Origin of the sequence: Stakelama flava (assembly GCF_019351405.1) — a bacterium.
Classification (GTDB): Bacteria; Pseudomonadota; Alphaproteobacteria; order Sphingomonadales; family Sphingomonadaceae; genus Sphingomonas; species Sphingomonas flava_A.
In genome coordinates this window covers 38767-53440 of sequence record NZ_JAHWZX010000004.1, presented here as the reverse complement: position 1 = coordinate 53440, position 14674 = coordinate 38767, and the positions used below count along the sequence as shown (strand labels likewise).

Genomic DNA, 14674 nt, shown 5'->3' with positions numbered 1-14674 from the left:
CAAAAGGACAATGTCACGCCGGGGTGAACGGCTATGCGTCAAAGCGCCACGATCTGACTCGCCAGCCGCTTCGCCTCGTCATGATCGTGGGTGACCATCAGGATTGGAATGCAAAGATCGTCGCGCACGCGTTCGATCACGCGCATTATTTCCTCGCGCCGTGCCTTGTCGAGTGACGATAGCGGCTCGTCGAGCAACAGAAAGTCCGGGTCGGACAACAACGCACGCGCGATGGCGACCCGCCGTGCTTCCCCGCCCGATAGCGTTCGCGGCCAGCGGTCGAGCAGGTGTGCGATACCCAGCACCCTGGTCAGCCGCTCGAAATCCTCCCCATGCTTCTCTCCGGCACCATAATGCAGATTGGCGGCAACGCGCATATGCGGGAACAGCCGCGCTTCCTGAAACACATAGCCGACGCCGCGCCGTTCGGGCGGCACGTCGATTCGCGCCTCACTGTCGAACAACACGCGGTCATGCACCACGATCCGTCCGCGCGACGGCGTCAACAGGCCGGCTATCATGTGGAGCGTGCTTGTCTTGCCCGCGCCCGACGGCCCGAACAGAACGGTAAGCCCATCGGGTGCGCTGAACCGGCAGGCGACCCACGCCTCCCCCACCTGCCGCTCGACATCGACCTCAAAGAACATGGATGCCCCGCCCTGCCCGCCGGGTGAGAATTTCGGACGCGATCAGAGCACCCAGCGACAACAGCACCGAAACGCAGGCAAGGCGGAACACCGCCGCATCGCTGCCCGGCACCTGAAGTTTCGAATAAATCGCCAGCGGCAGCGTTTGCGTTTCGCCCGGCACGTTGGAAACAAAGGTAATCGTCGCGCCGAATTCGCCCAGTGCGCGGGCGAAACCCAGCACGCCCCCCGCGATCAGTCCGGGAAGGCTGAGCGGCAGGGTAATCGTCCGAAACACCCGCCAGCGTCCCGCGCCCAGCGTGCGCGCGGCGCTTTCCAGTCGCCGGTCGACCGCCTCGATCGACAGCCGCATCGCGCGCACCATCAGCGGCAGCGCCATGACGGCGGCGGATATTGCCGCCCCGGTCCAGCGGAACAGCACCGTGCCGCCCGTCGCCCGCATCAACATGCCGCCGATCGGGCCGTCGGGCGCGAAGGCAAGCAGCAACAGCCACCCCGTCACCACCGGCGGCAGCACCAGCGGCAGATGGATCAGGCCGTCAAGAACGACCTTCCCCGCGAAATTCTGACGCGCGAGCAGATAGGCAAGCGCAAAGGCGATCGGCAGGCTGCACGATATGGCAACGCCGCCGACCTTCAGCGAAAGCGCCACCACCCCCCATTCGGCCGGTGAGAGCATCAACGCGTCGTAAAGCCGAATTTGCGGAAGATCGGTGCCGCACGACCCGACACCAAAAAGCGGCGAAATGCTTCGGCCTGCGGGTTGGTCGAGGATTTTAGGCGCGCCACGGGATATTGAATAGGCTTGTGCGAGCTTTCGGGAAAGACTCCTGCGACGCGCACCTTGTCCGACGCGGCGGCATCGGTCGCATAGACGATACCGAACGGCGCCGCGCCGCGTTCGACCAGCGCCAGCGCAGCGCGCACATTTTCACCCTGCGCCACCTTTGGCTGCACCGAATCCCATATGCCCAGCGACTGAAGCGCTGCCTTGCCGTACTTGCCCGCCGGCACCGAATCATACGCCGCCATGGCGATCCGCCGGGTGCCGATCAGCCCAGCCAGATTGACGCCCTTTTTCAATGTGACGTGCCCCCTGGTCGCCGTCGGCACGATCAGCACCAGCGCATTGCCCAAAAAGGTCTTGCGCGTGCCGGGCATCAGCTTACCGCGCTGTTCAAGGTAATCCATCCATGCTTCGTCGGCGGACACGAACAAGTCGGCGGGTGCGCCGGTCGCCGCCTGTCGCGCCAGCGCGCTGCTACCCGCAAAGGACAGGACGGGACGCGGATGGCCCAGCTTCGCCCAGGCATCGGCTGCGGCGTTCATCGATTCCTGAAGGCTGGCGGCGGCAAGCACCAGCGGCCCCTTTGTCTGCGCGGCGGCAGGCCCCGTCATCACACAGGCGAGCATTGCCAGACAGGCGGCAAGAAATTTACGCATTATCGTTCCTCGGTCGAATTTGGGCTTGCACTATATACCGCCGTATATAGCAACAATGCGCATGAGCATACGCCCAAGCATCGCCATCGGTTGCATCGCAGCACTGCCCCTGTTCTGGACTGGCGCTGCCTGCGCCCAGGATAGCGACGGACTGACGGTAAAGGGGCAGGTGCGCGCGCGTGTCGAGGCGCTGGACGGACAGTTTCGTCCCGGCGCGGCGGATGACGACGCTGTGCTGCTTTTGCAAACCGACATCGCCGCCGAATATCGCAAATCCGGCCTGCGTATCGGGGGGGAGGTAATCGATTCACGCGGATATTTCGAAGATCATGATTCGTCGATCGGTACGAGCGAGGTCAACGCGATCGAACCTGTTCAGGCCTATATCGGCGCGGATATCACCGATACACTGAGCGCAACCGCCGGGCGCTTCACCATGGCGCTTGGCAATGGCCGGCTGATCGCACGCAACAATTTTCGTAACACCACAAATGCCTTTACTGGCGCACGAATCGACTGGAAACGCGGCGGCGCCAGCGCAACCGCTTTCTGGACCATGCCGCAGCGCCGCCTGCCGAGCGATGACGACGGGATCCGCGACGCCGATGTCGAACTCGACAAGGAAGGCGGCGCACAGCAGTTTTTCGGCGGGTATCTGGCGCTTCCCCTCAACAAGCGCGATACGGTCGAACTCTATTCGCTTCGCCTGGTCGAACAGGACGCGCCTGATTTCGCCACGCGCAACCGGCACCTCGTCACGACGGGAGCGCGCTTTATACGCACGCCCGCACCGGGCAACGCCGATACCGAGATCGAGGCGGCGTGGCAGACCGGCACGACGCGCGTATCAACATCGGCGACCGATACCGACGATATCGGGGTTACAGCATGGCTGCTCCATGCCGAAGCAGGCTGGACCTTCACCGGCGCCTGGCGGCCCAGGGTGGCGGTGTTGTTCGATTATGGCAGCGGGGACAAGGCCGGCGGCCGCTATGGACGTTTCGACAGCCTGTTCGGTGCACGCGTGAAGGATTTCGGCCCGACAAGTTTTTACGGGCCGGTCAGCCGATCGAACATCATCAGCCCTGCCGTGCGCGTGGAGGTTGCCCCAAATCAGCGCTGGGACGCGAATGCCACGGCGCGATTTTTACGGCTGGCCAGTGCTACCGACAGTTTCGCCAGCACAGGCGTTCGCGACACCAGTGGTGCTTCGGGCAGAAATGCCGGCGCGCAGTTCGATGCCCGGATACGCTATTGGGTGGTTCCGAAACGCGCACGACTTGCGTTTGGCGCGGCATGGCTTTCGAAGGGAAGTTTCCTCACCTCCGCGCCGAATGCGCCCGCTACCGGCGACACGCATTACGGCTATGCGGAAATGACTATCAGCTTTTAAGAAGCGGGAAGCCGACCAGGGGCCCTTATTTCTTTCCGGTCATCTGTCCGATTGTGCTGCGGCCCATATTCGCGATCATTTCGCCAATCTCGCGCGCCTGACTGACCGAACGGCCGCCCTGTTCGCGCATGAAATCCGACTGGATGCGCATCACTTCGCTGATGTCCTTCGCCTGCGCAGCCGCGCGCATCGCCTTGAACGCTTCCTGCGTGTTGGTCTCGGCCTGATCGAGCATTTTGACGCCAAGTTGCGACCCGGTTTCCATCATGGTCGATCCTGCGGCCTGCATCCGATCTGCTGCTTCCTCTCCGGCTTGTTTCGCGCTGTTATTCGCCATCGTTTCAATCTCCTCTCGCGATCACGGAAAATCGCGCCGTTTCGGCGGCGCTTCGCCCGCGCCTGATGGACGCGTGAAACCCGATTGGGTTCCGTTCTTCCGAATCCCCGAAATCGTATAATCGATTCAAAGATGACTCTAAATTTAACAAAGTCTGCATGTCTATTTTTGCTTCGTAATGGAGTCAATTTTTTACCACATCTCACGACTTAACTGAATCTTATCCATTATTGTTGTGAACTATGAAAATAGGACAGAGTTTTCATCACATTACGATAAAAAATCGAAAGAGGGTTTTTATGATTACGGACAATAATGTTTCATCCCACGGGCGAGATCGTGGTCCAGCTTTATCCAGATTACTGCGGACGACATTTCTAACCGTGGTGGGAACGACAGTTGCCGTTCCTGCCTTAGGCCAGACGTTATGCTCGGCTCCTGTAGTCGACCAGCTTGTGTGCCCCGGCGGCGATCCCGATATTGTCGCAATTGTAACGGATGCGCCGGATCCGGTGACGGTGACGTTGCAGGACGGCTTTGAAACACTCACCACGGTAACGCTTTCCTCGCTCGCCGACGCCGATATCACGCTTGAATCGCTTGGCACCTCAACCATCGAAACCGTCGGCGCGCCCGGCCTGCTGGTCAATTCGGGCGGCAATCTCGACGCGCGGGTCACCTCCATACTTACCCAGGGCGACGGTGCTACCGGCGCGCTGCTTCGCGCCGCGGACGCGGTCATCTTCACCCTCGACGACACGGTCGAGACCGTGGGCGACCTTGCCGACGGCATCAATATCGAAGGCGACAGCGTAACCGTGAACGTCGATACCGTGCGGACCGGCGGGGAGGATTCGGACGGCGTCGAACTGGTTTCGCTGGACGGACCGATCAATCTCACCGCCGACCTGATCGAGACCGAGGGCGGCCTGTCCGACGCCGTAATCCTCAATTCCGCAGGAAGCACCGATACCGATGTCGGCGTCCTGCGCACCAACGGCGCACAGGCGCTGGGCGTCAATATTTCCAACGATATCGGTGCCTGCGTCCTGCTGGGGCAGAACGGATGCGACAATACGCTGACTGCCGATTCGATCACCACCAACGGGTTCGGCAGCATCGGCGCGCTCGTTTCCGCAGTCGGCAACACCGATATTTCGATCGACGCGCTTCAGACCAATGGCGACGAAGCGGCTGGCCTTGACCTTTCGGCCGATCCGACTGCGTGCGTCGCACTTGGCGTCGGCGCGTGCGATACGGCATTTACCGTGGGCGAGCTTACGACCAGCGGCGCACGTTCGCCCGCCGCGCTGGTTCGCGCGGTTGGCGATATCGACGCTAATGTGGACGTGCTGCGCACCGATGGCGAGGATGCGATCGGACTGGATCTTGCATCCGATCCCACCGCCTGCGCCGTGCTGGGCGCGGGGGCATGCGACACGTCGTTTTCGGTCGGGCAACTGACGACCAATGGTGACGGAGCAACCGGTGTCCTCGCCCGCGTTGCGGGAACCACCACTGGCAGCGTGGATGTGCTCGAAACCTTTGGCGACGACGCGCCGGGGATCGACATCGCCGCCGACCCGACGGCATGCGCGCTGATCGGCGCAGGAGCATGCGATGTCGGGCTGGATATGGGATCGGTGACTACCAACGGCGATGGATCGATCGGCGTGCTGCTGAACGCGCCGGGCAATATCCTCGCCAATTTCGGGCTGATCTCGACCAGCGGCGACGATTCGACAGCGCTCGCCATCGTAACCGATCCGGTGCTGTGCGCGACGATCGGCCCCGGCACCTGCAGCGTTCAGGCGACCGGCGGAGATATCGACACCGATGGCGATGATTCGCCCGGCGTAGATGTGACCAGCCCCGGCCCGGTCGATGTCGATACCGGCGACATTGACACCGACGGCGATGACTCGCCCGGTGTAGAGGTCGATGGCGGCGAAGGAGCGATCGACGTCGATACCGGCGATATCGACACCGATGGCGACAATTCGCCGGGCGTGGATGTCGATGGCACCGGCACGATCGATGTTTCGACGGGGGATATCGATACCGGCGGAGCAAACTCCCCCGGCGTGGTCATCACCGGTGACGACGACACCGTCACCGTCGATACCGGCACGATCACGACCAGCGGCCCCGATTCCGACGGGATCGATGTCACCACGACAACGGGCGATCAGGTCATCGACGCCGGTCCGATCGCGGTGACCGGTGCCGGATCGAACGGCATCGACGCGGTCGCAACCGGGTGCGCCGATATCGACATCACCGCCAACGGGCCGATCAGCGCGGCTGACGGCACCGGCATCCTGGCAAGTTCGGGCTGCACGGTAAGCGTGACCACGCTGGAAGGCGCGCCCGTCACCGGTTCCGACGCGGGCATCGATGTCACATCGGGCACCGGCGCCACCATCACCATCGGCGACGAAGTCTCCTCCAGCGACGGCCCTGCGATCAACGCCGACGGCGCGGCGGCGAATGTCACGATCGGCACGACGGGCACGCTATCGGGCTATATCGATCTGACCGATGCCGACGATATGCTGACCAATAACGGCCGTTTCGACGCGACGCAGGACAGCAGCTTCGGCGGCGGCAACGACATGTTCGTGAATACCGGCGTTTTGGCCGTTCTACCCGATGCGACAACCGCCGGGTCGGTAAGTTTCACCGGGCTTGAAGGCACCACGAACACCGGCCTTATCGATATGCGCAACGGCCATACCGGCGATGTGCTGACGCTGAGCGGCGATTTCGCCGGCAGCGGCAACAGCACGCTGGGTATCGATGTCGAACCGACGACCGATGGCGGCACCAGCGACCGGCTGGTCGTCGCGGGCGCTGCCACGGGTAGCACTACGATCGTCGCCGACGCACTCTCGGCCGCGCCGGGCAGCCTGATCAATGGAGCGTTGGTGGTCGATGCGGGTGCGGGAACCAGCGCGGATGCGTTTACCCTGCCCGCCACCTCTGTCGGGTTGATCGATTACAGCCTCGCCTATGACGCCACGGGCAATGATTTCCGCCTGTACGGCACACCCAATGGCAGCGCCTATGCGCAGACCAGCGCGGTGGAGGGCGCGCGCGAGCTGTTCTTCCACGGCACCTCGATCATCGGGTCGCATCTGGATCAACTCGGTGATCTGGCGCAGGACGGGGCGACGTCGGCCGACGGGACGCAACGTTCGCGGGCGCTGTGGGGCATCTTGTACGGTCGCACCGATCACCGCGACCGCGATGTTGCGACCACGCTGTACAACGTCCCGGTCTCGTTCGACCTCGGCTATCGCCAGGATATGTTCGGCGCGCAGATCGGCTATGACTTTGGCGGCGTTGGTCTTCAGGACGGCATGGTGTTCGGCGTGACGGCCGGCTATTCGAACAGCACGCTCAGCTTTACCGGCAGCGCGGACAGGATGCACTTCGATGCAGCCAATGCGGGCGCGTATTTCCGGGTCAATTCAGGGATGCTGTTCGCCAGCGGTATCGCCAAATATGAACGCTACTGGATCACGTCGTACAACCGCACGATCGCCTATGATGTCGATTTCAACGGCAATGGCTATGGCGGAAAACTGCGCGCGGGCGCGCGGCTGGGCAGCGACGGGTTCTTTGCCGAACCGGCGATCAGCATGGAATATGTCAAAACCGACCTCGATTCGCTGACCGCGTTGGGATCGACGTTCGATTATGACAGCAGCGATGGTTTCCGCGGCAAGGCGGGGCTTCGCGTTGGCACCGTCATCAACCGGACGGCAACCGTCATGCGGGTCTATGCCGGCGGCGCAGCGGTGAAGGAATGGAAGGGGCGCGACGATGTCACCTTCTCCAACAACGGCCAGTCGATTGCGCTGCGCACCGACCGGCTGGGCACCTATGGCGAGTTCAAGGCTGGTTTCTCGGCCAATGTGAACAACCGCGTCAGCGGCTTTATCGAAGGTCATGCGGAGGTGAGCGGCGACTATTCGGGCGGCGGTGGCCGCGCGGGACTATCGATCCGCTTCTAACGGGCGATCCGCTTCTGACGGGCACAGACCGTCAGCCCGGGCGGGCGGCTTTTGCGAGCCGTTCGCCCTTTTTTATCAGTTTTCGTCACCCATTTTCAGCGCGGCGATGAACGCCTCCTGCGGGATGCTGACCGACCCATATTCGCGCATCCGCTTCTTGCCTTCCTTCTGCTTTTCCAGAAGTTTGCGCTTACGCGTAATGTCACCGCCATAGCATTTCGACGTAACGTCCTTGCGCAGCGCCGCGATCGTCTCACGCGCAATCACCTTGCCGCCGATCGCCGCCTGAATCGGAATCTTGAACAAATGGCGCGGGATCAGGTCCTTCAAACGTTCGCACATGTGCCGCCCGCGCGATTCGGCTTGGCTGCGGTGGACGATCATGCTCAGCGCATCGACCGGCTCGCCATTGACCAGCACGTTCATCTTCACAAGGTCGCCCTCGCGATAGCCGATCTGTTCATAGTCGAAGCTGGCATAGCCCCGGCTGATCGATTTGAGGCGATCGTAGAAATCGAACACCACTTCGTTGAGCGGCAGTTCGTAGCTGACCTGTGCGCGCCCGCTGACATAGGTGAGGTTGGTCTGGATGCCGCGCCGGTCCTGACACAGTTTCAGGATCGGGCCGAGATAGTCGTCGGGTACGAAGATATCGGCCTTGATCCACGGCTCCCATATCTCGTCGATCGTGGTCGGATCGGGCATGTCGGCGGGATTGTGCAACTCAACCTCGCCGCCGCCGTGAGTCAGCTGTATCTTGTAGACCACGCTGGGAGCGGTGGTGATGAGGTCCAGATCATATTCACGCGTCAGCCGCTCCTGAATGATCTCCAGATGCAGCAGCCCCAGAAAGCCGCAGCGAAAGCCGAAGCCCAATGCCGCTGAACTTTCCATCTCATAGGTGAAGCTCGCATCGTTCAGCCGCAGCTTGCCGATGCTCTCCCGCAGTTTTTCGAAATCATTGGCATCGACCGGGAACAGGCCGCAGAACACCACCGACTGCACTTCCTTGAACCCCGGCAGCGCTTTCGCAGCGGGCTTCTTCGCATCGGTGATCGTGTCGCCGACCGCAGTCTGCGCCACTTCCTTGATCTGCGCGGTAATAAAGCCAACTTCGCCCGGACCAAGCTCGTCAAGCTGGGTCAGTTTGGGGCGGAAACAGCCGACGCGATCGACGGTATGCGTCGTCTCATTCTGCATGAACTTGATGAGCTGGCCCTTTTTCAGCCGCCCGTCCATCACGCGCACCAGAATGACGACGCCCAGATACGGATCGTACCAACTGTCGACCAACATCGCTTTGAGCGGCGCATCGCCATCGCCGCTGGGCGGCGGTACGCGTGCGACGATCGCGTCGAGGATTTCGTCGATCCCGATCCCTGCCTTGGCGCTGGCCAGCACCGCTTCGGACGCGTCGATACCGATGATATCTTCGATCTCGGTACGCACCTTTTCGGGTTCGGCCGCCGGCAAGTCGATCTTGTTGATGACGGGAACGATTTCATGGTCGTGCTCGATCGACTGATACACGTTCGCAAGCGTTTGCGCCTCGACGCCCTGCGCGGCATCAACGACCAGCAGCGCGCCCTCGCACGCGGCCAGGCTGCGCGACACTTCATAGGCGAAGTCGACATGGCCGGGCGTGTCCATCAGGTTCAGGACATGCCCCTTCCAGTCGAGCCGCACCGTCTGCGACTTGATGGTAATGCCGCGTTCGCGCTCGATATCCATGTTGTCGAGCACCTGTTGCGACATTTCGCGTTCGGTGAGGCCGCCGGTGCGCTGGATCAGCCGGTCGGCAAGCGTGGATTTGCCATGATCGATATGCGCGATGATGGCGAAATTTCGGATCTTCGTAATGTCGATGGACATGCGCGCGGGCCTAGCAGGCGTTTCGCACGGTTGGAAGCTGGTCTCGCACTGCACCGCTTCACAAAAAATTCGGTCTGGAGCCTGACGGTGCGTGAACGACGCGGCATTGGCGCAGCGCTGCGCCATGCAGTAGGATCGCGCGATAGAACATGGAGAGCGAAACGATGCGCCATATCGCAGTCATCGGGTCCGGCCCCGCCGGCTATTACACCGCCGAAGCAGCGCAGAAGCAGTTCGGCGAGGCGGTGCGTGTCGATGTCATCGACCGGCTGCCCGTCCCGTTCGGCCTGATCCGGTCGGGGGTCGCGCCCGATCATCAATCGATCAAGGGCGTATCGCGCAGGTATGAAAAGACGGCGCTGACCGAAAATGTCCGCTTCGTCGGAAATGTCACGGTGGGCACGGATATCGCGATCGACGAGCTTCGCGACCTTTACGACGCGGTGATCCTGGCGACCGGCGCGTCGGCCGACCGCGCGCTCGACATTCCCGGCGCTGACCTGCCCGGCGTGGTTGGATCGGCGGCGTTCGTCGGCTGGTATAACGGTCACCCCGATTTCGCCGATCTCGCACCGCCGCTGCACGGGCCGGACGCGGTCGTCATCGGCAACGGCAATGTCGCGCTGGACGTCGCGCGCGTCCTTGCCAAGGCGCGCAGCGAGTTCGTCGGCTCCGACATCGTCAACCATGCGCTGGAGGCGCTGCACGACGCGCGTATCACCACCGTCACCCTGCTCGGCAGGCGCGGCCCGCACCAGATCGCGATGACGCCCAAGGAACTGGGCGAACTCGGCATGCTCGAACGCGCCCGCCCCATCGTCGATGCCGCCGACCTGCCGCCGGTTGCGGCAGATGCCACGCTTGATCCGGGGCAGCGCAAATCGGTCGAGCATCTGCGCGCATTCGCCACAGCGGACGACAGATCGCGCCCGATGCGGATCGTTTTCGATTTCTTCGCCCGGCCAGTGGCAATCGAAGGCGATGTGCGCGTCGAACGGGTGGTCGTTGAACGCACCCGGCTTTCGCCCGATGGTCGGCTGGAGGGAACGGGAGAGACCTATACCCTGCCCGCCGGACTGGTTGTCAGTTGCATCGGCTATCGCACGCCGCCGCTACCCGGCGTGCCCTATGACGAACAAGCGGGCCGGTTCGCCAATGACGAAGGCCGCATCGCGCCCGGCCTGTACGCGGTTGGTTGGGCAAGGCGAGGCCCAAGTGGCACGATCGGCACAAACCGCCCCGACGGATATGCCATTATCGACGCGGTCGCCGCCGACATCGGCACTGGCGCGGACCGCAAGGGCCGCCCCGCGCTCGATGCCCTGCTGGCGTCGCGCGGTATCGATGTGGTGACGTTTCGCGACTGGCAGAAAATCGACGCGGCAGAGGTCGCCAATGCCCGTGACGGCAGCCCGCGGGAGAAGTTCACGACCCTTGACGACCTTCTGGGAGCGCGCCAGCCATAAAGTTCGCAACAATGCTTGCACACCCCGCCCGCCCTTTGTATAGGCGCGCCTCCAAGCTCACGCCGGTTCGTTCCCGAGACGATTTGCGAACCGGACTCCGTCGGGGAGTAGCTCAGCCTGGTAGAGCACTGCCTTCGGGAGGCAGGGGCCGGAGGTTCGAATCCTCTCTCCCCGACCAATTTCCCTTTGGTGGCCTTTGGCGATGCTGATGCGGGATTGCGCTGCGATTCGTCTTTGCCCGCTTTGGCCATGCTTCTGCACCATGTGATGCGGGGCGGCGTCTGGCCGCCCGCGCCATATCGTTATCGTCAGAATGAGGCCCATTCCCCGCTCGTGACTTTTCCGCGCGATGCTGCGGCGCTGCCGGATGGGGGCATTGTCGCAACCGGCGCGCGGCCGGGCTTTGCCTGAGCAAATCCCTGCGCCGAACGAGTGTTGGCATCGATACGGAACCGCTGCGCCTGATTGCCAAGCTGCGACACCTCATTGGCCAGATTGCGGGCGGCGGCGGAAGTTTCCTCCACCATGGCCGCATTCTGCTGAGTCGACTGGTCCATCGCGTTTACCGCAGTTGTGATCTCGTTGATCGCGCCGGCTTGCGCCTGATTGTCCTTTGCCATTCCTTCCAGCAGCGTATGAACCTCGCTCACATCGGACGAAATATTGTTCAGCGCGCCGTCGACCCGGTGCACCATGTCCACCGCAGCGACGATGTCGGTCTGCGTGGCGGTCAGTTGCTCGCGCGCACGCCCCGCCTCTTCCTCGGCGCGCATGGCGAGCGCGGACACCAGATCGGCGACGACCGCAAAACCGCGTCCCGCCTCGCCCGCGCGTCCCGCTTCGACAGCGGCATTCATCGCGAGCACGCGCGTCTGGAACGCGATCTTGTCGAGGCCCTCGATCACATCGTCGATGCCCTTGGCGCTTTCGGACACACGTTCCATCGCCTGAACCGCATCACCCGCGGTTTCACGGCCGCCATTGACCGTGCCGATCGCCCCGTCGGCGCGTTCGACCGTCCGCCCGGCGGCCTGCGAAATCATCCGCAACCGATCGTTCATCTCCGTCACCGCCGCGGACGTTTCTTCCAGGCTGGCAGCATTCGCTTCGGTGCGGCGGGCCAGATCTTCCGACGCCTGGGCGATTTCGTGCGAACCGGTTCGGATCGCGCTGACCGTCCCCTGAACCTGGCCAAGCAGCTCGCGCAGATTGACGAGCGCATGGTTGAAATTATCCTTCAGCACCGCGTAATCGCCCGTCAGATCGGCGGTCACCTCCGCCGTCAGGTCGCCATCGGCGACTCGTTCGAGCTGCGCCGAAAATTCGCGCACCACCGCCGCCTGTTCCTCCACGCTCCGGCGCTGTTTGGCTTCGGTTTCGCGAAAGGTGAACATCGCCTTCGTCATGCGCCCGACACAGTCTTCATAATCGGTGAACGCGATAGGTGAATCGAGGTCGCCTGCGGCCAGCGCTTCCATACGCTGCACGGTGGTAACATAGGGTCCAGTGATCGCTTCGCGAAATCGCATCCCCTGATACCAGGCAGCGATCGTCACCGCACCGCCGATCGGCAGACCAAGATACAAGGGCAGGAACGCGGCGACCAGAACCCCGGCGCCGACAAGCCCGACCATCGTCCAGACGACGATATGAAGCTTCTGCCTGATTGGCGCTTTCGTGGTGAACCAGTCCATGTCCCTCTTCCGTTGAAACGTGGATCGCGGGGCGCGACCCATCGGGCAGCATTATAGGACAGGAAGCGCAGTTTTCTGCGGGTTGAAGTGTTACAAAATGTTGTCAGCCGACAATTCGCCCGGCCATCTGACATTGGCAATTTCCTAAGTGATGGAAAACAGGACGCTCTTTTTTTCCGGGCCGCGCAACGAACGGTTACGGCGCCGCAAATTTTTTTATTCGGCCCGAAAAAATCCGTGCCCTGCATCGCCACCTGTCGGCAACAGCGCCTTTACGCGCCGCTCGGACGCCGTTTCAAAACTGGAATGGCGTCAGCCGCCAGACGGGGTGCCGCTGTCCTGATCGGTGGGCAACGCGATGGGCGTCGCGCCGCAAATCGTTCGGAGAGCTTTTTTCAACCCTTCCTCGATCGTCGGATGATAAAATGGCATTTGCAGCAACTGGGTAGCGGTCATCTTATGCTGGATCGCCCAGGCGAGGATATGGCCAAGATGCTCGCCCGCAGGCGCGATCAGGTCGGCACCGATGAGCGTGCCGTGCGGCGCGGCCGCGTACAGCGTCAGCGCGCCTTCATCCCGGCCCTCGACACGGGCGCGTCCCTGATCGTCGAAACTGGTCGTGCCGGTGACCGCGCCATGCTCTTCCGATTTGCCGATGCTCACCAGTGGCGGATCGGTAAAGGTGATAGCGAAGCTGACATAGCGTTCGGTTCGGATTTCCGCCGGAAGCGCCGCCGCATTGCGCCCGGCAATCGCACCATCGTGAGAGGCTTCGTGCAGCAGCGGAAAATCGGCTGCCACATCACCGGCAAGAAAAATGGCACTGTCGCCGCAGCGCATCGTCGCGCGGTCGTGACAGGGCACGCCCGAATCGTCACACGCGATGCCCGCTTTTTCGAGCCAGAGACCCTCCAGTGTTGGAGGCCGCCCTACCGCGACCAATACCCGATCGACCAGCGCCTCTCCCGTTTCCTTTCCGCTCCAGGTCAGGCGCACACCCGACTGCGCGCATTCGGCATCGACATCCACGCCAAGATGTACCGCCATGTCGCGCTCCATGATTTTGCGCAGCGCGCCATGAACGCGCGCGCAGCGCACATTCCCCATACGCTCCGCCTTGTCGAGCAGGGTGACCTTCACCCCCAGCCGCGCAAATGCCTGGGCAAGCTCCAGACCGATCGACCCCGAACCGACGACGCCAAGGCTGTCGGGAAGCGTCTCGATCTCGAACACCGACCGATTGGTGAGCGCCCGGTCGCCCAGCATATCGAATGGCGCGGGCAGCGCCGCCCCCGATCCGGTCGCGATTACGATCGCCCCTGCCTTCACAGTCCTTCCGTCGTCCAACACAAGCGTATCAGGGCCGGTAAAGCGCGCGTGGCTCTTAATACAGATGCCATCGGGCAGCGTTTCGATCGAATCGCGGGTGAGTGCAGCGAACCGGTCGCGCTCGCTTCGTACGCGATTCAGCAGCGCGGCGTCATCGACGGCCACTGATCCGACATCAATGCCAAACAATCCCGCCTGATCGACCTGATGGCGCGCCCTGGCCGCGGCGATCAGCAATTTCGACGGCATGCAGCCGTAATTTGCGCACAGCGTTCCGATAAATTCTGGATCGATCAGTAACGTCGACGCACCATTGGCTCGCGCGGCGCGTTCGGCGGCAAGACCCGCTGTGCCCGCCCCTATCACCGCCACATCGCATGTCAGCGGTTGCGAAGCGCCCGGCTTCTGCGGCAACGAATTTGCGGTATCGGCCTGCGCATCTGTCATCAAAACTCTCTTTATGTGCAAGAAGGA

General features: G+C 62.5%; 10 protein-coding genes and 1 tRNA gene. 4 read left to right on the top strand and 7 right to left on the bottom strand.

The window, feature by feature from the left end:
• Positions 1 to 38: 38 nt before the first annotated feature.
• From KY084_RS05555 to modA, 3 genes are read right to left on the bottom strand one after another with little or no spacing between them, the layout of a single operon-like run.
• Positions 39 to 647, bottom strand: a complete 609-nt coding sequence (locus KY084_RS05555; RefSeq protein WP_219237459.1) for an ATP-binding cassette domain-containing protein — start codon at positions 645 to 647, stop codon at positions 39 to 41.
• On the bottom strand, positions 637 to 1326 hold the full coding sequence (modB, locus tag KY084_RS05550; protein ID WP_219237458.1) for a molybdate ABC transporter permease subunit: 690 nt from the start codon (positions 1324 to 1326) through the stop codon (positions 637 to 639). The genes KY084_RS05555 and modB overlap by 11 nt, the downstream gene beginning before the upstream one ends.
• The gene (gene modA / locus KY084_RS05545) at positions 1326 to 2090 is read right to left on the bottom strand and encodes a molybdate ABC transporter substrate-binding protein (RefSeq protein ID WP_219237457.1); all 765 of its coding nucleotides are present in this window, start codon (positions 2088 to 2090) and stop codon (positions 1326 to 1328) included. Before modA ends, modB begins: the two co-directional genes overlap by 1 nt.
• 61 nt (positions 2091 to 2151) lie before the next feature.
• Between modA and KY084_RS05540 the strand changes: the two genes are divergently transcribed.
• Complete coding sequence (locus tag KY084_RS05540) at positions 2152 to 3483, top strand: alginate export family protein (protein ID WP_219237456.1); 1332 nt, start codon at positions 2152 to 2154, stop codon at positions 3481 to 3483.
• Positions 3484 to 3508: 25 nt separating this feature from the next.
• Here the strand turns inward: KY084_RS05540 and KY084_RS05535 are convergent, their stop codons facing one another.
• Complete coding sequence (locus KY084_RS05535; RefSeq protein WP_219237455.1) at positions 3509 to 3820, bottom strand: phasin family protein; 312 nt, start codon at positions 3818 to 3820, stop codon at positions 3509 to 3511.
• A 512-nt stretch (positions 3821 to 4332) separates the two neighbouring features.
• Here KY084_RS05535 and KY084_RS16680 point away from each other — a divergent pair.
• On the top strand, positions 4333 to 7839 hold the full coding sequence (locus KY084_RS16680) for an autotransporter domain-containing protein (protein WP_219237454.1): 3507 nt from the start codon (positions 4333 to 4335) through the stop codon (positions 7837 to 7839).
• Between the two features lie 75 nt (positions 7840 to 7914).
• Here the strand turns inward: KY084_RS16680 and lepA are convergent, their stop codons facing one another.
• Complete coding sequence (gene lepA / locus KY084_RS05525) at positions 7915 to 9711, bottom strand: translation elongation factor 4 (RefSeq protein WP_219237453.1); 1797 nt, start codon at positions 9709 to 9711, stop codon at positions 7915 to 7917.
• Positions 9712 to 9875: 164 nt separating this feature from the next.
• Between lepA and KY084_RS05520 the strand changes: the two genes are divergently transcribed.
• Both KY084_RS05520 and KY084_RS05515 read left to right on the top strand, forming a co-directional pair.
• The gene (locus KY084_RS05520; RefSeq protein ID WP_219237452.1) at positions 9876 to 11177 is read left to right on the top strand and encodes an FAD-dependent oxidoreductase; all 1302 of its coding nucleotides are present in this window, start codon (positions 9876 to 9878) and stop codon (positions 11175 to 11177) included.
• 101 nt (positions 11178 to 11278) lie between these two features.
• Positions 11279 to 11355, top strand: a tRNA-Pro gene (locus tag KY084_RS05515).
• Positions 11356 to 11485: 130 nt separating this feature from the next.
• On the opposite strand, the gene KY084_RS05510 is transcribed toward KY084_RS05515, so the two are convergent.
• Positions 11486 to 12871, bottom strand: a complete 1386-nt coding sequence (locus KY084_RS05510; RefSeq protein WP_219237451.1) for a methyl-accepting chemotaxis protein — start codon at positions 12869 to 12871, stop codon at positions 11486 to 11488.
• Positions 12872 to 13183: 312 nt separating this feature from the next.
• Positions 13184 to 14647: a dihydrolipoyl dehydrogenase gene (locus KY084_RS05505; RefSeq protein WP_219237450.1), complete on the bottom strand. Its 1464-nt coding sequence runs from the start codon at positions 14645 to 14647 to the stop codon at positions 13184 to 13186.
• Between the last annotated feature and the right edge of the window lie 27 nt (positions 14648 to 14674).

Coding starts and splice junctions, on each gene's coding strand:
- KY084_RS05535 (WP_219237455.1), bottom strand. CDS start 3,820: ATGGCGAATAACAGCGCGAAACAAGCCGGAGAGGAAGCAGCAGATCGG.
- KY084_RS05540 (WP_219237456.1), top strand. CDS start 2,152: ATGAGCATACGCCCAAGCATCGCCATCGGTTGCATCGCAGCACTGCCC.
- KY084_RS05510 (WP_219237451.1), bottom strand. CDS start 12,871: ATGGACTGGTTCACCACGAAAGCGCCAATCAGGCAGAAGCTTCATATC.
- modB (WP_219237458.1), bottom strand. CDS start 1,326: ATGCTCTCACCGGCCGAATGGGGGGTGGTGGCGCTTTCGCTGAAGGTC.
- KY084_RS05555 (WP_219237459.1), bottom strand. CDS start 647: ATGTTCTTTGAGGTCGATGTCGAGCGGCAGGTGGGGGAGGCGTGGGTC.
- lepA (WP_219237453.1), bottom strand. CDS start 9,711: ATGTCCATCGACATTACGAAGATCCGAAATTTCGCCATCATCGCGCAT.
- KY084_RS05505 (WP_219237450.1), bottom strand. CDS start 14,647: ATGACAGATGCGCAGGCCGATACCGCAAATTCGTTGCCGCAGAAGCCG.
- KY084_RS05520 (WP_219237452.1), top strand. CDS start 9,876: ATGCGCCATATCGCAGTCATCGGGTCCGGCCCCGCCGGCTATTACACC.
- modA (WP_219237457.1), bottom strand. CDS start 2,090: ATGCGTAAATTTCTTGCCGCCTGTCTGGCAATGCTCGCCTGTGTGATG.